Origin of the sequence: Bradyrhizobium sp. AZCC 2289, assembly GCF_036924615.1 — a bacterium.
Lineage (GTDB): Bacteria > Pseudomonadota > Alphaproteobacteria > Rhizobiales > Xanthobacteraceae > Bradyrhizobium.
Window position 1 is genome coordinate 6,891,941 of the sequence record NZ_JAZHRY010000001.1, and the last position, 19,859, is coordinate 6,911,799.

17 protein-coding genes and 2 pseudogenes are annotated in these 19,859 nt (G+C 57.7%); 15 read left to right on the plus strand and 4 right to left on the minus strand.

The window, feature by feature from the left end:
• Window positions 1-58 precede the first annotated feature (58 nt).
• Both V1289_RS32760 and V1289_RS32765 read left to right on the plus strand, forming a co-directional pair.
• Window positions 59-1,708, plus strand: a complete 1,650-nt coding sequence (locus V1289_RS32760; RefSeq protein ID WP_334402220.1) for a GMC family oxidoreductase — start codon at window positions 59-61, stop codon at window positions 1,706-1,708.
• 173 nt (window positions 1,709-1,881) lie between these two features.
• Window positions 1,882-2,883, plus strand: a complete 1,002-nt coding sequence (locus tag V1289_RS32765) for an alpha/beta fold hydrolase (protein WP_442896098.1) — start codon at window positions 1,882-1,884, stop codon at window positions 2,881-2,883.
• A 203-nt stretch (window positions 2,884-3,086) separates the two neighbouring features.
• Here V1289_RS32765 and V1289_RS32770 read toward each other — a convergent pair whose 3' ends face one another.
• Both V1289_RS32770 and yghU read right to left on the minus strand, forming a co-directional pair.
• Entirely contained in the window at window positions 3,087-3,215 is a 129-nt protein-coding gene (locus V1289_RS32770; RefSeq protein ID WP_334402222.1) for a nuclear transport factor 2 family protein, read from the minus strand.
• Between the two features lie 17 nt (window positions 3,216-3,232).
• Complete coding sequence (gene yghU, locus V1289_RS32775; protein ID WP_334402224.1) at window positions 3,233-4,108, minus strand: glutathione-dependent disulfide-bond oxidoreductase; 876 nt, start codon at window positions 4,106-4,108, stop codon at window positions 3,233-3,235.
• Window positions 4,109-4,641: 533 nt separating this feature from the next.
• Here yghU and V1289_RS32780 point away from each other — a divergent pair.
• The 6 genes and pseudogenes from V1289_RS32780 to V1289_RS32805 form a co-directional block, all read left to right on the plus strand.
• Window positions 4,642-5,604 carry a ketopantoate reductase family protein gene (locus V1289_RS32780; RefSeq protein WP_334402226.1) on the plus strand — a complete coding sequence of 321 codons (963 nt, stop codon included), beginning with the start codon at window positions 4,642-4,644 and terminating at the stop codon, window positions 5,602-5,604.
• Between the two features lie 34 nt (window positions 5,605-5,638).
• Window positions 5,639-6,733 (plus strand): mandelate racemase/muconate lactonizing enzyme family protein, encoded by a 1,095-nt coding sequence (locus tag V1289_RS32785; protein ID WP_334402228.1) that lies wholly within the window; start codon window positions 5,639-5,641, stop codon window positions 6,731-6,733.
• 33 nt (window positions 6,734-6,766) lie between these two features.
• A complete protein-coding gene (locus V1289_RS32790; RefSeq protein ID WP_334402230.1) occupies window positions 6,767-7,660 on the plus strand; it encodes an N-acyl homoserine lactonase family protein in 894 nt (297 codons plus the stop codon).
• Window positions 7,661-7,793: 133 nt separating this feature from the next.
• Window positions 7,794-8,198, plus strand: coding sequence for a VOC family protein (locus V1289_RS32795; protein ID WP_334402232.1), 405 nt, complete (start codon window positions 7,794-7,796; stop codon window positions 8,196-8,198).
• 29 nt (window positions 8,199-8,227) lie between these two features.
• Entirely contained in the window at window positions 8,228-8,500 is a 273-nt protein-coding gene (locus V1289_RS32800; RefSeq protein WP_334402234.1) for a hypothetical protein, read from the plus strand.
• 338 nt (window positions 8,501-8,838) lie between these two features.
• Window positions 8,839-9,173: pseudogene (locus V1289_RS32805) on the plus strand (FAD binding domain-containing protein); the annotation flags it as partial.
• A gap of 274 nt (window positions 9,174-9,447) precedes the next feature.
• Here V1289_RS32805 and V1289_RS32810 read toward each other — a convergent pair.
• Window positions 9,448-10,416, minus strand: a complete 969-nt coding sequence (locus tag V1289_RS32810) for an ABC transporter substrate-binding protein (RefSeq protein WP_334402236.1) — start codon at window positions 10,414-10,416, stop codon at window positions 9,448-9,450.
• 526 nt (window positions 10,417-10,942) lie between these two features.
• Between V1289_RS32810 and V1289_RS32815 the strand changes: the two genes are divergently transcribed.
• From V1289_RS32815 to V1289_RS32845, 7 genes and pseudogenes are all read left to right on the plus strand, one after another.
• Window positions 10,943-13,117, plus strand: a complete 2,175-nt coding sequence (locus V1289_RS32815) for a PQQ-dependent dehydrogenase, methanol/ethanol family (protein WP_334402238.1) — start codon at window positions 10,943-10,945, stop codon at window positions 13,115-13,117.
• Between the two features lie 94 nt (window positions 13,118-13,211).
• Complete coding sequence (gene pqqA / locus V1289_RS32820; protein ID WP_334402240.1) at window positions 13,212-13,319, plus strand: pyrroloquinoline quinone precursor peptide PqqA; 108 nt, start codon at window positions 13,212-13,214, stop codon at window positions 13,317-13,319.
• 318 nt (window positions 13,320-13,637) lie between these two features.
• Window positions 13,638-14,455, plus strand: a pseudogene (locus V1289_RS32825) (oxidoreductase).
• A gap of 73 nt (window positions 14,456-14,528) precedes the next feature.
• Window positions 14,529-14,945: an organic hydroperoxide resistance protein gene (locus tag V1289_RS32830; RefSeq protein ID WP_334402242.1), complete on the plus strand. Its 417-nt coding sequence runs from the start codon at window positions 14,529-14,531 to the stop codon at window positions 14,943-14,945.
• Window positions 14,946-15,144: 199 nt separating this feature from the next.
• On the plus strand, window positions 15,145-16,344 hold the full coding sequence (locus V1289_RS32835) for an adenylate/guanylate cyclase domain-containing protein (RefSeq protein ID WP_334402243.1): 1,200 nt from the start codon (window positions 15,145-15,147) through the stop codon (window positions 16,342-16,344).
• A gap of 770 nt (window positions 16,345-17,114) precedes the next feature.
• A complete protein-coding gene (locus V1289_RS32840; protein WP_334402244.1) occupies window positions 17,115-17,621 on the plus strand; it encodes an ester cyclase in 507 nt (168 codons plus the stop codon).
• 288 nt (window positions 17,622-17,909) lie between these two features.
• Window positions 17,910-18,761, plus strand: coding sequence for a class I SAM-dependent methyltransferase (locus V1289_RS32845; protein WP_334402245.1), 852 nt, complete (start codon window positions 17,910-17,912; stop codon window positions 18,759-18,761).
• 182 nt (window positions 18,762-18,943) lie between these two features.
• Here V1289_RS32845 and V1289_RS32850 read toward each other — a convergent pair whose 3' ends face one another.
• Window positions 18,944-19,594 (minus strand): DsbA family oxidoreductase, encoded by a 651-nt coding sequence (locus V1289_RS32850; RefSeq protein WP_334402246.1) that lies wholly within the window; start codon window positions 19,592-19,594, stop codon window positions 18,944-18,946.
• Window positions 19,595-19,859: the final 265 nt, after the last annotated feature.

Genomic DNA, 19,859 nt, shown 5'->3' on the forward strand with positions numbered 1-19,859 from the left:
CTGCGATGTGTGATCCGCACCCGCAGGCGTTCTCGTAGCGCAAATGGAAATCCCAACATTGGAGAAGACGGTGGTTCCCAGCACTGAACTGGACGGCGACTATGACTATATTGTCGTGGGAGCCGGATCCGCGGGTTGCGTCGTTGCGAATCGACTATCGACTAATCGCAACAACCGTGTCCTGGTTCTGGAAGCCGGCGGCAACGACAACTGGATCTGGTTTCACATTCCGGTTGGCTATCTCTTCGCCATCGGCAATCCACGGTCCGACTGGATGTTCGAGACAGAGAGCGAAGCGGGCCTTAACGGCCGGTCGCTGAAATATCCGCGCGGCAAGGTGGTGGGCGGCTCCTCCGCGATCAATGCCATGATCTCCATGCGCGGCCAGGCGTCTGATTACGATCACTGGCGACAACTCGGTCTTACCGGCTGGGGATGGGAGGATGTTCGTCCAGTCTTCAAACGCCTTGATGATCATTTTATGGGCGAGTCTGAACATCACGGTGTCGGCGGTGAGTGGCGTGTTGAGCCGCCAGGAGTGAGATGGGATGTCCTCGACAGCGTGACGAAGGCCGCCGTCGAAATGGGTATCCCGATGACGAAGGACTTCAACACTGGGGACAATACCGGCGTTGGCTACTTCCACGTCAATCAGAAGCGTGGTTTCCGCTGGTCTTCGGCGCGTGGCTTCCTGAAGCCAGTGCTGCATCGCACCAACTTGCGTCTCGAAACAGGGGTTTTGGTCGAGAAGGTGCTGTTCGAAGGTAAGCGTGCCGTGGGTGTTCGATTTCGGCAGCATGGACGCACAGTAGAGGCGCGCGCAAAAGGCGAGGTGATCCTGTCCGCTGGCTCCATCGGGTCACCCGAAATCCTCCAACGCTCCGGTGTGGGGCCGGCAGAATGGCTGGGCGAATTTGGTATCACCACTGTCGCCAACAGGCCTGGCGTTGGGCGCAATCTGCAAGACCACCTGCAGCAAAGAGCGATCTACCGGGTGCATGGCACCAAGACGCTCAACGAGACCTATCACTCGCTGGTAGGACGCGCGCTGATGGGCCTTGAATATGCACTGTTTCGGCGGGGGCCTCTCACCATGGCGCCGTCCCAGCTTGGAATTTTCACGACCTCATCGCCCGACTTCGACCGCGCAAACATCCAGTTTCACGTCCAGCCACTCTCGCTCGACAGATTTGGGGATCCGTTGCATCGCTTCCCGGCGATCACGGTTTCGGCCTGCAATCTCCGGCCGACGTCCCGCGGCACCTTACGCCTGCGCTCGGCGGACCCATTAGCGAAACCGGTCATCGCGCCGAATTATCTTTCGACTGACGCGGATCGACGTGTCGCAGCCGATGCGATCCGCGTGACCCGTCGCTTGATGAAGCAAAAGGCGCTTAGTCGTTTTCATCCGCAGGAGTATCTTCCAGGGCCGTCGATCGGTGACAACGAAGCTGATCTCGCCAAGGCCGCTGGCGACATCGGAACGACGATCTTTCATCCGGTCGGCACAGCGAAAATGGGAATAGAACATGATCCGCTGACGGTTGTGGACCGGCACCTACGCGTGATCGGACTCGATGGGCTACGCGTTATCGATGCATCGGTAATGCCGACTATCACGTCGGGTAACACCAATACGCCGACAATCATGATCGCAGACAAAGGTGCACAGTACGTCTTGTCGGACGCTCAATATAGATTGGTTTAAGGCGAGGTACCTGGACTGGAGGACCAATTGCTCCGGTTTTATTACGATCGTTTTAAAACGTGCCGAGCCGATGCCGCGCCCAGCCTCGATCACCGATAGTCGGAGGCTCGACCCCGGCTTTGGCACGGCTCTTTACGTACTCGCCGACCTCGATCTGCAGAGGAGAAATTCGCATGATCAAGCACCCCAACCCCTCTCGCCGCGATTTTATGAGCACGACCGCTATCGGCCTGGGCGCGGTAGCCCAGTTCACACTCACGGGTGCGGCACGCGCCCAGACCAGGAGCAAACAAATGAGCGAGCATGTCCAAGTAGATGGGATTTATCCCTTCCCGGCTGTAATGCAGACGCAGACGATCGAAACCAACGGTACATCGATCCATGTGCGGGTCGGTGGTCATGGCCCGGCAGTCGTCCTGCTGCACGGCTTCGGCACATCGGGCGACATGTGGGGTCATCTGGCGAGCGCACTCATCGGAGACCGCACGATTATCGTACCAGACCTGCGTGGGTCCGGCTTCTCGTCGAAGCCTGATGGCGGCTATGACAAGAAGAATCTGGCGGCGGACGTGGTGGGCGCCCTAGATACTCTGGGTGTGCGTACGTTCGAACTGGTGGCGCACGACATCGGCATCATGGTCGGCTACGCAGTTGCGGCTACCCACCCCGAGCGCGTAAGCCGATGGGTGGCGATCGATGCGCCGCTGCCCGGCATCGGACCCTGGGATAAGATCCTGCAGGAGCCGGCGATGTGGCACTTTGGCTTCGGTGGTCATGATATGGAGCGCCTGGTCGCCGGCCGCGAGCGCATCTATCTCGACCGCTTCTGGAACGAACTTTCCCGGCACCCGGAGCGGTTTGACGAAGCGAAGCGCCAGCATTATGCGGCGCTCTATGCGCAACCCGGCGCAATGCGAGCGGGCTTTGCCCAGTTTCTGTCGTTCAGCCAGGATGCGGCCGACAACAAAGCGTTGCTTGCGAAAGGTAAGCTTCGGATGCCGGTCTTGGCCTTGGGTGGTGAAGCTACATTCGGCTCAATGATCGGCGAGGTGGTTCGGTGTGTCGCCGAAAACGTCGAAGATGTGATCATTCCGGATTGCGGGCACTGGATTACGGAAGAACAGCCGGCCGCGACGACAAAACTCGTCGTCGACTTCCTGCATCGCGGTTCGTGAATTAACTAGTATTACGTCGTGCGGCGCCGCGCGGCTGGGTCCTGCCGGCGTCGTAGACCCTCGGCTAGTCTAGACGCCGGATGCGAAGAATGGAAAAAATTGGACCTGACCGAAGCCGGGTCCAACGGTCTCACGGGGGATGTCGCATGCCGCGGAAAGGAATTACAAATTCCCGCTGGCCATCTTGAACGTTGACCCCAATATCAACTATCAAGATGGAAGACCTTGTTCATGATCTGCCACTTGCCATCCAACTTGAGCAATGTGAGCAAGGTGGCGAGCCACCAACGCGTGATCGAACCGATATCTGCGCTGAGCGTGTCGCCGGACACGCCCAATGCGCGAGCTGCTACCTTCCAGTCGCCAGCTTGTCTTGCGTTTTTGTCTCAAAATCACTGGCATCGTGCCGCTCATGCAGTTGACTTGAGGCTTCGCCGTTGACGCGGTTGACCATTCGTCCGCGCCGGACGGCCGGCCGCTCGGCGATCGCGTCTACCCAGCGCGCAACGTTCTTGTACTCTTGCACCTGAAGGAACTCAGCCGCATCATAGAGCCAACCCCTTGTCAGACCAGCGTACCAGGGCCAGGCGGCGATATCGGCGATCGTGTAGTCGCTGCCAGCGATAAATTTGCTTGTTTCGAGGCGCCGGTCGAGCACGTCGAGTTGGCGTTTCGTCTCCATGGCGAAACGATCTATGGCGTATTCGATCTTGGTCGGCGCGTACGCATAAAAGTGGCCGAAGCCTCCGCCCGCATATGGCGCGCTTCCCGCCTGCCAGAACAGCCACGACAGACATTCGGCGCGTGCGCCATGTCCGGTCGGCAGAAAGGCGCCGAACTTCTCGGCTAGGTATATCAGGATGGCACCGGACTCGAAAACCCGGATCGGTATCGGTCCGCTTTGATCAACCAGGGCCGGGATCTTGGAGTTGGGGTTTAGCTCAACAAAGCCGCTCCCGAACTGATCGCCGCGGTCGATTCTGATCAGCCAGGCGTCGTATTCTGCGCCAGTGTGGCCGAGCGCCAATAGCTCCTCAAGCATCACGGCCACCTTCACGCCGTTCGGTGTTCCCTGGGAGTAGAGTTGGAGGGGATGGCGACCGACGGGCAGCTCCTTCTCGTGCGTCGGGCCGGCGATCGGTCGATTGACGTTCGCGAACCGTCCGCCGTTCGGCTTGTCCCAACTCCAGACTTTCGGCGGCGCATAATCGAGCGAGGTGGTCATTTTTGGAACTCCAGGTGTTGGGCGGTGGCATACGAGTTCAACGCAAGATCGGATTAGGCCGCATGTCGATTAGCCTCTCATGCTCTGCCAACCGTCAGCGCGAGGCGAAAATCGCATCCAGTAACTCAGTTTATGACTCGTTCGCACGAACGTGAACGTTCATTGTTCGGCGAACACTGTTCCGTTGTGCGGTTGAATGAGGGATCAATGTTGTATGAGTGGTAAGGCGGATCAACGCTATGGCGGGGCAGGTCTGGTCGCGCGAGTACAGGTCGGTTGGTCTCAGGTCGCTGTCACGCAGCGGATGCAGTTCCCAAGCAGTTTAGTCCTTACGGGCGATACCCTCTGGTCTGCCCGCAATCTGTTGTCGAGATAGGTGTAATCTAAACTATTCGTTTTTCGGATTGACATTGTGCCCTTACGAAATGGAGCTGGGCTCTTTGCAAAGAGCGAGCTGGATCGATGCAAGATACGCGCCTCGATTCGGTCGGTATTTCGACCATTCCCCCATTTCAATAAGTCAGGGGCTCACTATGCGCATAGCGATGATCGGTGCAGGAGGTTTCGGCGGCTACTTTGGCGCCCGCCTTGCGCAAGGCGGCGCAGATGTTTGCTTCCTTGCGCGGGGCTCTCACCTGGCGGCCATCCGCGCGAACGGACTAGTCGTCGAAGGCGGTCCTGAAAAGGTGTGCGTCAATCCCGTGAGAGCCTCAGACAATCCCAGTGATCTCGGTGTGGCGGATTTCGTATTGCTGGCTGTCAAGCTGTGGGACACGGAGACGGTCCTCGAGCAGATCAAGCCGATGGTTGGACCGGACACGACTCTGATTTCGTTCCAAAATGGTGTGCTCAAGGACGACGCGTTACGAAATGCCTATGACCCGGCCCAGATCATGGGCGGGGTCGGCTACGTCGCGACCACGATCGATCGCCCTGGCGTCATCCGGCAGACGGGACCGATGCAACGACTGATCTTCGGCGAGTTCGATGGCCGCCGGTCGACGCGCGCTGAAGAGCTTTTGCAAGCCTGTAAGAAGGGAGGCATCAACGCCGAACTGTCCACCAACGTTGTTCGGGAAATCTGGGAGAAGTACGTGTTTCTTGTCGGCTTGTCCGGCACCACTACCGCCATGCGAAGTGCGATCGGTCCAATCAGGGAGAATCGGCAGACGCGGGCGTTCCTGCTCGACGTCATGCGGGAGGTTGTCGCGGTTGCAAACGCCCATGGCGCGAAACTCCAGGCGGATTATGCCGAGCGTCGCCTCGCGCTTGCCGACGACGTGGCGCCCGACATGACGTCATCGATGCATCATGACCTGCAACGCAGCAGGCCGTTGGAGATCCGGTGGTTATCCGGCGGAGTAGTCCAACTTGGGAGCGCTGTGGGGGTTGCGACGCCGCTTAACCGAGCCATCGCCGATGTCCTTGCACTGTACGAGGCCGGTGCGCCTGCCAAGTTGGAGACGAGGGCATTGGAGAGTGCTGGTGCCACCTGACCAGGGAACTGCCGGCCGAGATATGAAGATCGCGATGATCGAAGTCATCGTTGTCAGCATTCCGTTCGCAGGAGGCGGCAAGTCGGCCGCGTCGGCTTGGGGAAAGAAGAATGCAAGTAGCGCCGACTCCTTGCTGGTCAAGGTAACGACCGAGGGCGGGATTATTGGCTGGGGCGAGGCGTTCGGCTTCACCGCAATTCCAGCCGTCAAGGCTGCGATAGAAAAGGTCGTCGCTCCGTTGTGTATCGGCGTTAGCGCGTTGAACATCGGATCGTTGATGCTCGATGTTCAGAAACGGCTTCATATATTCGGGCGCAGTGGCGCTATCATGTTCGGGATTTCGGCGATCGATATCGCATTATGGGATATTCTGGGAAAGGCAACCGGCCAACCTATACACCGACTATTGGGTGGTACTGCGGTGTCGGAGCTATCTTGCTATGCAAGTCTCATTCGCTACACCGATCCGCAGATTCTGGTCGAAAACGTCAATCGAGCTTTGGCCGATGGCTTCTCCCATTTGAAGCTCCATGAAATCACCGTGGATGCAGTCCGTGAGGCGCGAAAAGCTGCCGGCGAAAACGTGGAGATCACACTGGACGTCAACTGTCCATGGACCGTGCGAGAGGCTCTCGATATGAGCGCCAGGCTGCGACCGTTCAATCTGCGCTGGCTGGAAGAACCAATTTGGCCTCCAGAGAACTTCGACGGTTTGGCTCGATTGCGTCGTGAAGGTGGGATACCCATTGCGGCAGGGGAAAATGCCTCAACGCTGGTGGAGTTCCAGCAGATGCTTTCTGCTGGCGCGGTCGACTTCGTCCAACCCAGCCCGGCCAAGATGGGAGGTATCTCCGAACTTCAGAAGGTATTCGCGGTTGCCGCGGCAAATGCGACCGTGGTGATGGTCCATTCGTTCTATGACGGCCCTGGTTTGCTCGCGAGTGTACACGCAAGCGCCGCGCTAGGCTCGGAAGACGCCCTAGTGGAGTGGCGGTACTTTGATCTTGAGGCTCAACTATACGGCGATGCAGCGCTTCCGAAGAACGGAATGATCACTGTTCCCCAAGGACCCGGTTTAGGAGTCGAACCAGATGTAGACGTAATTCGGAGCTTTCAAGTTCGAAGCTGAACTGTCCTTTCTCAACGATCGCCGAGTGAAAATATGATCCGCAAGCGTTATCTTGGTTCCGCATGTAGGTTTCTGCTTCTGTCCCTGCTGGCGGGTACCACGATTGCTTCTTCTGGAGAGTTGCCGAACGCAAGTAGCGCTGGTTTCGCGGAGAAGCTGTTCAGACTGGATTGCGGACGCTCAATTGCCAACGATGAATCGATTTGGACTCCCGGCGAAAACCAAGGCCACAGTATAGAGTTTTCATCGACATGCTGGCTCATAAAGCGAGGAAGCCAGTGGCTACTTTGGGACACTGGAGTGCCGGAGGCGACGGCTAACGATCCGAACGGTTGGTCGACTCTGCCCAAGCTGATCCTCTATCACCTGGACAAGACATTAACGGGTCAGCTTGCAGAGATTGGTCTCAAGCTGCCCGACGTAACCTACGTCGTCATTTCACACAGCCACGGGGACCACATTGGCAACGTCACTCTGTTTCCCAATGCCGAGATTCTGATACAGCGGACAGAATATGAATGGATACACGGAGGCAATGGGCCAAACGAAAACGTTAATCAGTTGATGGCGCTGGCGCGCCGCCTTATGGGAAATCCCAGGAATTTACGACTGATCGACGGAGACCTCGACGTGTTCGGTGATGGAAGTATTTTTCTCATATCGACGCCGGGGCATACGCCCGGTAGTCAGTCGCTGCTCGTCCACCTGAGAAATTCTGGCTTCATCATACTGTCGGGCGATGTTGTCCATCTAGAAGAGAACTTCGCTAAGAGCAGGGTTCCTTCGCTCAACACAGATAGACAAGCATCCATCGAATCGATGGAACGGATCAGGCAGATCATCAGGGACTACAGAGCTACATTGTTCATCAATCACGACAAGAAGCAAACTGACGGCCTTAAGTTGCTACCAGCATTTTATGACTGATGCTAACCTTGTTGACATCAGCCGTCCCCATCAATTCAGGGGCGTGTCTTGTTCGGGGCGTCCGTCTAGTTATTGGAAGCAATTGACAACGCGCGCGAGCACCAGGAGATCAGCTATGCAGGATAATGTCCCGTTGACGGTCGGCGTCGATCACGTTGGACTTGCTGTAAAGGACCTCGCGCTTGCGCGGAGCTTCTTTTGTGATTGCCTAGGTTGGAGGGTTGTTGGTGAGAATCAAAGCTATCCGGCATCGTTCGTATCGGACGGAAACGGCATCGTGACGCTCTGGCAGGTTGAGGATCCGGAGAAATGCGTGCCGTTTGACCGCCGTCGCAATATCGGTTTGCACCACCTTGCATTGAAGGTGGCGGACCGCAGCGCGCTTGACGCCTTGCATGAGCGTGTCGCGGCATGGCCCGGCACCATGATCGAGTTCGCGCCGGAACGATCGGGCAAGGGCCCCAAGGTGCACTTTATGGTGCGAGAGCCTGGCGGCACTCGGATCGAATTCGCCTGCGTTTCTCCAGCGGCCGGGTAACCGATGTCCGAGGCGATCCCGGCGACCCAATGAGCCCGTACGGCTGGTACATCGCTGTAGCGATGAACAGTACCGAAGTCTTGAAGGTTTCCTCCCAGACTGGCCGGGGTCTTTGGACCCCGGCATTTTCTTTGGTCTGGCGGCCGCACGGCCGCGGCTGTGTGAATTCTGGCGCGGTAATGGCGATCAGTGCAGAAGCCGAGCTGATGTTTGCATCGTGGGAAATCATCCAACGCGCTGGTACCATCGGTATTAGTGTGACCGGTGGTGCTATGACGACCTTTTGTCGCTTGCTTAAGTGAGAATAACTATAATGTCCGCCGGACGAATGAGTTTTTGATGACGGGGCAAGATCGCGACTGGAGTGAGAACTATTTGCGGTGCTGAGCCCGACCTTGATTGTTGCGTACCGGTAGCTCCGTCGAAAAAGGCTGACGAGGACGGGGCAGATCTATGCGGCCGAAAAGCGGGGCGCCCGGAAAGTGGCACACGGCACGGCACACAAATTTGATCCCCAGCTTGGCCCGTTCATTGCTCCAACGGCAAAACGGTAACAGCCTTGGTGATCTCGAAGAACGGCGAATCCTGGTGGGCGCTGCCGTTGATTTGGACGAGGTCAGGAGAACATAAAGTCGGGAGCACCGCCGTCTCGTTTCCTGTCCCGGCTAAGGCGGGCTATGCGAAATTCCCGCATCCCGCCTCGCGCTGGCCGGCGTGTTCGTCGCCAAGACCATATCGGGCGATGTGCGCGCCGCTGCCACGGGGGCATCCCAAAGCGGAGTTATACGGGTACCGGCGATCGAAGCGGCGCTGAAACCGAACTGGTCAGCGGGCACACTCGACGGTGTGAAAATCTCAGCCGACGGTCTGTTGAATGATCTCCACGGCTCCTCGGATTACCGGGCCAACCTGATCAGGGTGATGGCGCAGCGAGCGCTGACAGTTTTCAATGACATGACGACTGGTGACGGGTGAACCAGTAATTCGCACTGATCCGCGCCTCGGCGGCAAAGGTTATCTCTCCGGGCATCAGAATAATCGCCCATGCCTAAACTTGCCGAGATACTTCGAGATCCCGGCGCTTTTACGCGACTTGCCAGTCGATTACGTGTGGAGAGGACGAAAGACCCATCTCTTTCGGCGAGAGAGATGTTTGCCCCTCGCGAACGCGGATGGTCATTTGACTAGAAAGTACATGCGACCTCGACGTCCGCTGAGCAGCAACGTACGTTGATCAACTCGCGCCGCCTCATTCGATCACCTCGTCAGCGAGCGCCAGCAGATTGGGTGATACTGTGATGCCGAGCTGTTTCGCGGTCTTGAGATTGATAACGAGCTCGTAGGTTTCCGGCTGCAAAATAGGTAGATCGGCGGGCTTGGCGCCGTTTAGGATGTTCCCCACATAATTTCCGCATTGGCGAAACGCGTCGGGAAGCTTTGCGCCATAGCTCAATAGTCCGCCTGCCACCGCATACTGCCGCAGGGGATAGATCGTGGGTACCGCAAGGCGGTTCGCTAAGTCCACAAGTCGGTCCTGCCGACTGATAAGGTAGCCATCGGCGATAACGATCAGCGCTCCGATCTGCTGCTGAGAAAGCGTCGGGAAGACACTCTCAAGCTCTGCGTCGTTACTGGCGCCAAGAGTGACAAGTTGCAGGCCAAGGGCTCTTGCTGCGGCTTGCAGGTCATTGATCTGAGGCACAGCGTTAGGATTGATCGGGTTCGCAAGCGCCGCGATTACCGTGGCTTGTGGTACCAGCGCGCGCAACAATTCCAAATTCTTTGCTCCCAATCTAGTGAACATGAATGCAATGCCGGTGACGTTGCTCGTGGGCCGGTTAATGCTCGACACCAGACCTGACCTGATCGGATCACTGCCGCTAAGGAAAACGATCGGGATCGACTGAGTAGCAGCCTTTGCGGCCAACGCTGCAGGCAGAAGTTCTGCAGCTATGACCGCCACCTTACGGTTGACCAAGTCTGCCGCCAGCGCAGGAAGTTGATCGTATTTGCCGTCTGCGGCGCGATCTTCAATGCGAATATCAAGGCCATCACTGATGCCGACTTCAATCAGTCCTTTCCTGAAGGCAGCCTTCAATGAAGGCGGCGGGAGCGCCCCTTGGTGCAGGAAGCCGATAACCGGTCGCGGCTGCTGTGCGTTTGTTTTAGCCAGAAGAGCAGTACCGACGAGCGCGGTCAGGAAATCACGTCGCCTCATGTCCCCTCCCACCTAAGAGACAAGCCGTTGCCGACCACAAGCTTACCACATTGAAATCAGGTAGCTACGAACTTCAGCACCATCCACTCCTGGTCGCTGGCGTCCGCATGGAACGTCGTCCAATCGAGATTCGGGCGCTATTACACGTGAGAACGAAAGACCCATCTCTTTCGGCGATAAGATTATCAAGTTTATTCGTTTGACCCTCTTGAGCGCGGATGGTCATTTTAATTTCGAAAGAACCTCTCACTTGGACGTCAGCCAGGCAGCAACGTACGCTGAATCTCCGAGTATGACGCGAAATTGGCGTAACACTAGTCGCCCCATAGCAGTGAGCGGGTGCCGTCGCGACTGGGTGCGGTCAATCAGACATCGAGTTCGATCATGTTTGAGTCTGGATGTGCCGACGCCGCTGATTTTCTCTGCAGCCAAACAAGCGAAGCACATGGACTTTACTTTGGACAAATAAAAAATACGCCGAGTTAAGCAAACGTCCAAATTAACGTCTTGAACCAAGGGGAAGAAAATGAAGCTCAGGGCGCCCCACTACTGTTCCGCACAGTTTGTTACCCGTTCCATATCCAAGTTGAATATAGCGGGGGTCGTGATCGCGCTCCTTGGAACAATATTGTGGGGAACAAGCGCGTCGGGCGAGGACGCGGGTGGTCAGGCATTGTCGCCGCAACGTATCCAGTCGATTACGTCGGCAATCGACAGCGAAGCGATCATAGCCAACGCGAAAGTCACCAAAGACTGGTTGAGTTACGGACTTGATTATTACGAAACTCGCTACAGCAAGCTGAGCCAGATCAATACGGAAAGCGTAAAAAATCTTGGTCTTAAGTGGACCTATAATCTCGAGTCTCTGCGTGGTGTCGAAGCGACGCCGCTTATTGTTGACGGAATTATGTATGTATCGGCGTCATGGAGCGTGGTCCATGCCATCGATGTGCGTACCGGAAAGCGGATATGGACGTATGATCCTGAAGTACCGCGGACGGGCGGTTACAAGGGCTGCTGCGACGTCGTGAACCGCGGAGTCGCGCTCTACAAAGGCAAGGTCTTTGTCGGATCCTACGATGGCCGGTTGGTCGCCATCGATGCCGCCACCGGAAAAAAGGTCTGGGAAAAAGATACGATCATCGATCACAGCCATTCTTACACTGTCACTGGCGCGCCGCGCGTTGTGAAAGGAAAGGTGCTGATCGGCAACGGCGGAGCCGAGTTCGGTGTGCGTGGCTATATCACCGCCTATGATGCAGAGACGGGTGAGCAAGCTTGGCGTTGGTTTGTCGTACCCGGTGATCCGAGCAAGCCCTACGAAGATGAGTCGATGGCAGCCGCGGCCAAGACTTGGGATCCGGCGGGAAAATACTGGGTCAATGGCGGAGGTGGTACGCCGTGGGACACGATGGCGTACGACCCGGATCTGAATCTGGTTTACATCGGAACCGGCAACGGAGCTCCATGGACCCGCAATCTGCGGAGCCCTGCAGGCGGTGATAATTTGTATCTTGCGTCGATCGTTGCGCTGAACCCCGACACGGGAAAGTACGTCTGGCACTATCAGGAAACACCGGGCGACAACTGGGATTACACGTCGACGCAACAGATCATCCTCGCGGATATCATGCTCAATGGCCAGGAGCGCAAGGTCATCCTCCATGCGCCGAAAAACGGCTTTTTCTTCGTCATCGATCGCACCAACGGCAAATTTATTTCGGCAAAGAACTACGTCGATGTGAATTGGGCGACCGGTTACGATGCGAGTGGGAGACCGATCGAGGTGCCGGAAGCTCGGAGCGACAAATCATTTGATTCGATCCCGGGTCCGTTCGGCGCTCATAACTGGCATCCGATGTCGTTCAATCCACAAACGGGCCTCGTCTATATCCCGGCGCAGAATGTGCCGATGAATCTGACGGCCCAGAAGAACTGGACACACAACGCCAGCGTCCCCGGCAATCCGATGAGCGGATTGGGCTGGAATCTCGGCTACGATGTGAACCTGACACCGCCCAAGAGCCAGCCTTTCGGTCGTTTGATCGCGTGGGATCCGGTGAAGCAGGAACAGGTGTGGAAGCAGGATTATGCGTCTCCGTGGAATGGAGGAACGCTGGCGACGGCGGGTAATCTCGTGTTCCAGGGAACGGCTGACGGTCGCTTCGTTGCCTACAATGCAAAAACGGGTGAGAAGCTCTGGGACTCTCCGACGGGCACGGGAGTCGTCGCCGGGCCTGCAACCTATTTGGTCGATGGCACACAATACGTGTCGGTGGCGGTAGGATGGGGTGGCGTCTATGGTGAGATGCAGCGCGCGACCGACAAGGAAGGTCCAGGTACGGTGTTCACCTTTGCCATCGGCGGCAAAGCGCCACTTCCCGAGTTCGCAAAGTATCCGATTGGAGACTTGCTGGAGGGCGTAAAGTACGATGTGGCGAACGTCGGCCCTGGTACACAACTGTATGTTAGCCACTGCGGATTCTGTCACGGTACTCCTGGCGTCGACAAGGGTGGCAATATTAAGAACCTAGGCTATTCCGACAGCGCTACCATAGCAAACCTGAAAGACATCGTTTTCAAGGGCCCGTTCATGTCGCTTGGCATGCCCGATTTTACGGGCAGATTGTCCGATGACGATGTCGTGAAGATCCAGGCGTTCATCCAGGGGACGGCCGACGCAATTCGATCGAAGAAATAGCATGTCCCAAGGTCCTCTGGTCGACCGCTTCGCTTCAGTGAGGGCCGGATACAGCACAATAGCGGAGCTATTGCTAAATACAGGAGGTGACCACATGAAATGGACGGCGCCAAAAGTTATCGAAGTGTCGGTTGGAATGGAGATCAATATGTATGCCTGCGCTATTCGTGGTTCCAGGTTCAAAATGCGCAGGACCGGATGATAGAGATTCCTTCGTGATTTCGAGTTCTTCCCTTTCCTTCCAGCGAAAGGCAAAGACGGTTCATCCCCCCGTCGCCGGCCGACGCTTTGGCGTCGACCCGCTCGCCGGATGCGAGCGGGTCGAATCGGCGAGCTGTGACTTATCCAGTAATATCAAGTCCGCCGTCAGGCGAAGGTTCGTAACGCCAGAACGGGCGCGGCGGGAACAATTGCCTCGGCATTTCCCAACGTTCTTCGGGCATGTCTCTGGACCCAACGCCATGTCAGCGAATTACGAGATCATCGAGCACAGCTACGATGGTGGAGGAACGACATGGCGATGAGTGCAAAGCGGAATGTTCTGATCACGGGTGCTGGTTCCGGCCTCGGACAGGCGCTGGCAAGAGAAGCGCTCTCGTCTGGATATTCCGTGATCGGCACGGTGCGGAACGAAGCAGCGCGACAGGAGTTCGGTGCGATGGACTCCGCACGCGCGCGAGCCATCATATTGGATGTCACGGATTTCGCGGCCATCGGTCCCGAGGTCGCACAGGCCGAAAGGGATGTCGGTCCAATAGACGTCCTCGTCAACAGTGCAGGATACGGCCACGAAGGGACTATTGAAGAGAGCTCACTCGAAGAGATGAAGCGTCAGTTCGACGTCAGATGATCAAGGCGGTGCTGCCATTCATGCGTGAGAGGCGCCGTGGGCACATCATCAACATTACCTCGATGGCGGGATATGTGGGCTTGGCAGGCATTCCCTATTACGCGGGCAGCAAATTCGCTCTCGAAGGCATATCTGAAGTGTTGGCGAATGAGGTGCGCGGCTTCGGCATCAAGGTAACGGCAGTTGCGCCAGGTTCCTTCCGGACCGACTGGGCGGGGCGATCGATGATCCGTTCGCCGCGGAGCATCGCTGATTACGATTTGCTCTTTGACCCCATCCGACGGGCTCGAGAAGAAAAAAGCGGCCAGCAAGCAGGTGATCCGGCCAGAGCTGCGCGTGCGATCTTGAAAGCCGTGGAAACCGACGATCCACCAATGCATCTACTGCTTGGCAACGACGCATTGAGATTGGTCCGGGAGAAGTTGAATTCGTTAGGCAAGGAAATCGATGCATGGGAATCGGTCACGAGATCGACCGAGTACGCGTAGGCGCCGTCCCGACTTTGAGCCCCCACCGTCAGGGGTTCCGCCGGCCAGCAAATAGCGTTAACGGGAGAACACCATGAATCGACCAGAGAAAGTAATCCACGCCGCGAAGGTCCATACCACCGGTGGGCGGGTTGGATCATCGCGTAGCGATGATGGCAAACTGGACATCAAGTTGTCGAGGCCGGGCGCCTCTGGCACCGGCACCAACCTGGAGCGACTGTTCGCCGCAGGCTGGTCCGCTTGCCACGAGCCGGCGATGGAACACGTGGCTCGCAGGATGAAGGTCGCGCTGCCGGCTGACCTTGCCGTCGACGCAGAGGTCGGCGTCGGACCCAACGGCGCCGGCTTCGATGTCGCGGTCCGCCTGAACGTCAGCCTGCCCGGTATCGCGGCCGACGTGGCGCTGCGCCTGATCGAGGCGACGCATGAGGTGTGTCCGTATTCCCGGGCGACGCACGGCAACATCGCGGTCGAGACGAAGCTCGTTTGAACCGCGGTCGAAGTCGAAAGCCCTCGAATTGCCAAAGGTGGGTTGTGGGTAGAAAGGGAAAGCGCAGCGCTACCGCGGCGCCATCCCGCGCAGCGAGTTTCGGATAGCCCGATGGGCGCGAGCGGACCGGCGACGCCGTCGAGCGGGGACATGACCTATCCTGTGCCGTCGATCCAGGTCATCGCTCAGGAGCAATAATATGAACGCGCCGCCAAACATCGATCCCGTCACGGCGTATTCTGTCGGCGACGTCGTGCACTGGCTGACGAACGACACCCGCGATGAGCGCTTCCTTGACAAAATTTTCGGTGAAATGTGTATCCGGCTCCAGCGCGCGGGCATACCTGTCGAGCGCGCATCGCTTCATGTCATGATCCACCATCCGCAATGGCTTGGCGGCCGGATCATGTGGGCCGACGGGATGCGCGAGGCCGAGCTTACGAGAGTCGACTACGATGTCAGAGAGCGATCCGAATATATCGATAGTCCCGGCAACGAAATCCATGAGGGGGCCGCCGAGGTGCGCGAAAATCTCGAGCGCGATCCTTCGCTGGGCCGTAAACACGCCGTCTACGACGAGATGCGGGCGAAAGGCCTGACCGACTATGTGGCGTGGCCGCTGTATCATACGCTCGGCAAGCGGCATGTCGTGACCTTTGCAACCGGCCGGCCCGGCGGTTTCGACGATGCGCATATTGCCGGCTTGTTGAAACTGTTGCCGGCTCTAGCGCTGGTCAGCGAAATCCGTGTCAAGAACCGGCTGGCGCGAACGTTGCTCGAAACCTATGTCGGGTCGCATGCCAGCGAGCTCATTTTGGCCGGCGCTACCAGGCGCGGAAGCGGGACGACGGTACATGCCGCCATCATGATCTGCGATCTGCGTGATTTCACCCGGATCTCCGACAACTGGCCGCGCGATGACGTCATTGATCTCCTGAACGGCTATTTTGACGCAATGTCGGAGCCGATCGTGCGGCATGGCGGGGAAATCCTGAAATTTATCGGCGACGGCATGCTTGCGATTATTCCGCTCAGCGAGCCCAAGGCCTGCGCCAATCTGCTGCATGCCGTGGCCGAAGCCCGTCAGGCCATGGTTGCCCTGAACGAGAAGAATAGTGAAACCGGGCGTGCGTCGCTGAATTACGGCATAGGTGTCCACGTCGGAGACGTCATGTATGGTAATATCGGGTCGCGCACCCGGCTCGACTTCACCGTCATCGGTCCGGCGGTCAATATGGCCTCGCGCCTTGAAGCCCTCACCAAGCAATTAAGCAGAACGGTGCTGCTATCCCGTGCGTTCGCCGATGCTGTCGGAGGCGAGTTTGATCTCGAACGCGTCGGCGAATTTCCGGTGCGCGGCTTCAACGACCCAATCGAACTGTTTGCGTATCACGGCTGAATGCCGGCCCGATCCAACAGCTGAGTCGAGATAACAATGGGCATCATCACTATCGCTGAATAATTCGCGCGCAATATAATTATGCCGCGAGCTGCCGCTTGGGAAAAGTCGAGAGCGTGGCAACGACTGAGCTCCGGGAAGCGATCAATGTTGGAATTGGATCGCTCAAGATTGGAGTTGAGCACGGTGGTTTGGGCCTGCCTATCTCCGCGTGGGAAATGTCCTCAGAGTCTTGGCCTCGGCGGACTTTCTGTTTGCGTTCAGTCTTGCTGTGCACAGCGCGGTTGCCGGCTTGATAGCGGAGTACGGCTCGCCTGTTCAGCTCGATCAATATGTTCGTCGGGTACAAACAGGAGAACTAATTCTCTCCGTTATCAAGGTCTTCAATGGATGCTGGCTGACGTCGCGACGGATCTTTTCGGCCTCAGAGTTGTTGTTCGCCGCTGCTGCATCGAAGCTTGACTGAGAGAGCGAGCTACGATTGAGGCCGCTCACGCGAAGAAATGTGCGACAAGGGCGGAGTTCAATGGTGTCGTCTCTGAGCGGTTCGGGTGGGAGTAGCGAAAGGCATGATTACTGTCTGAGTTTGTCGGCAGAAAGTAAGCAGTGAGATTCCAGCAATCGTTTTGGCCGATACCAGCTCTCTGAAAGATTCGTCGGCTACAATGAAAAGTGGTTTGGCCGCCAAGTGATATCGATGCTAATCGGCTTCTTGTTCCGCCTGTTCATTCAGTGGCGGCGTAATGTGATGATCAGATTGGGGAACCCTTATGGATAGAAGGAATCTTTTGAAGGCGGTCACGTTGGCGGGATCGGCTCTTGCCGTGCCGGCCCTTGTCGCGCCGGCCTTGGCGGCCGACAAGAACGCAACCGCACCGTGGATCGAAAAGTTCGCGGCGACATTGAGCGCGCACGACCTCACGGCATTCGCGGCGCTGTTCTCGGATAATTTCGTCAACCATCAGACGAGCGCGGCCGCACCGCCGCCACCACAGGGCAAGTCGCCGAAGCAGGGGATAGTGGCAGTTTTCACTGCACGGCTGGCGGGAATACCGGACCTCAAGGTGGAGATCGAGGCCACGGTCGTGTCCGGCAATATTGCGGCCGCAAGCTTCGTCTATAGCGGCACCCATAACGGCCCGCTCGCGGGAGTTGCGCCCACCGGTCGTGCGCTCCGATTCACGTCCTGCGATATTTTCAAGGTTCAAGACGGCCTGATTGTCGAGCATTGGGGCATGGGCGATCTCGCCGGGGTAGCGGCGCAGTTGAAGGCCTGACCGGCGAGCTGTTCAAGCCTTCGGCTCTGTATGGCAAGAGTCAAATTTCCTCGCGCGACTCCCGGTTAAAACGGGCCGCGTCAACCGAGGGGATTGTCATACCGCACACAGCTTCGGTAGTCCAAATCGTAGCATCGCGCAGGTCGCCGGCCCTCGTGGCCGGCGTGGGCCAAGCCTTCGTGGTTTCCGTCATTACACTTTCGTTGACGACGAGCGGTGCAGCACCCGCGACCGCCGCAGCTGGTCGCCGATGGTTCGAACAATCAATCCTAGGTGGCTTACCGTGGGATGCTTGCCGCGACCACGGGCAGCGGCGGTACGATCCGGCTGCGCGAAGCCGATTATATCTGGTTCGTTAGAAGCGAAATGACAAAGATGGGAGTTGTTATGTTCCGGCTGATGTTGTTGGGCGCTTTCACAGCCGTCGGGTTGGCTACGGTTGGAGATGTCCTCGCCGCTGATGGTCCTGTTCCCGCCAATGTGGCGGCGGCTGTCGCAGACTCAACCCGACCCGCCGGCGATGTGAAAACTGACTTAAATCGTAAGCCAGCGGAAACTCTTGCGTTTGCCGATGTGAAGCCAGGCATGAGCGTCGGTGAGTTCTTTCCTGGCGGCGGCTATTTTACGCGCATGTTGAGTGGTGCGGTGGGCGTTAGCGGCCACGTCTACGCGATCGAGAATGTGAACTGGGCGGGGCGGCTCACGGCGGTGCTTGCAGAGGGGCGACTGACCAACGTTAGCGAGGAGGCACTACCGTTCGGGACCGTCAGCTTCCCTAAGCCTCTCGACCTGGTCTGGCTGACCCAGAACTATCATGACCTCAAGATCGCGCAATATGGCCAAGTCGACACCGTAGCGTTTAATAGAGCGGTTTTTGGCAGTCTCAAGCCGGGTGGCACTTATTTTATACTCGATCACGAAGCGCCGGTTGGAATCGATCTTCCAACGATTGCGCGGCTGCATCGCATCGAGAAAGCGCAGGTGATCCACGAGGTAACCGCGGCTGGATTCGAACTGGTTGCAGAAGGCAATTTTCTGCGGCGGCCTGACGATGACCATACCTTGCCCGTCAAGGACAAACAGGTGCAAGGGCAGACTGACCAATGGGCGTTACGATTTGTCAAACCACGCGAGCGCTAGTCACACAGATCGTTTGCTTGGCTCCTTGGCAGGCTTGGGACTTAGGTACCGTGGACGGCAAGCGCAATGCATTTCCTGGCGTGCTTGGGGGCGTCTACGGCCCGATGCCAGTGTTTCTTTAGTGCGATGACGTGTCCTTTGAGGCGTCGATCAGGGCAGTCCGGTCAGGGCAGCGTCGCCGGTCAGGCGGCTTCGGAAACGGCCTTGCGGATGGCCTGCTCGAACGCCTCGGGCGGCTGGGCCCCTGTGATCAGATAGCGATCGTTGATCACCACAGCAGGAACGCTGCTTATCCCAGCTCGTTGCCATTTCTCTTCTGCGTCGCGCACTTCGTCGGCGTAGCGCCCTGAGGTAAGCACATCGTGCGCAGCGGCGCCGTCAAGGCCAGCAGATTTAGCAGAGGCCACGAGCACGCTGCGGTCACCTGGATTCTGCATGTTGGTATGGTAGGCGGCGAGCAGCGCGCGCTTCAGCTCTTCCTGTCGTCCCTCGATCCGGGCCCAGTGCAGCAGACGATGCGCGTCGAATGTGTTGTAGAACCGGCTTTCGTCGGTTGTCACCATGTCGAAGCCCACTTGCGCGGCCAGAACGCGCTGGCGCTCGCGGTTCGCGATCGCCTGCTCGCGCCCGACGCCATATTTGCGCGCTACGTTGTCGAAGCGGCTCTCACCCTCCGGTGGGATGCCCGGATTGAGCTCGAAGGGCTGAAAACGGATGTCGGCCGTCAATTGCCCATCGAGGCGGTTCAGCGCCGCATCCAGATTTCCTAACCCAATCACGCACCAGGGGCATGACACATCAGATATGAAGTCGATCTTGACCGTTTTTGTCATGGAAAGGCCGCTCGCTATTTGCTTGGTTACGTTTGGGCAAGCCAGGAACTCCCTGAGCTTGTTCGGTATATGGGAGGACTTGACCGTCGGACGAACAGCCGGCGGCAGGAAGACACTCTTTCGTATTTCGGCACAATGGCTCGGCCGGACACGATGAGCGGGTTGAGAGACGGGACGCAACGGCCTCGGCGGCGGCGATGCGCCCTTGGCGTGACAACCCCTTCGCGGAGCAGCTTCAAGTCGTCAGGCCGCTGGATTTCGATTC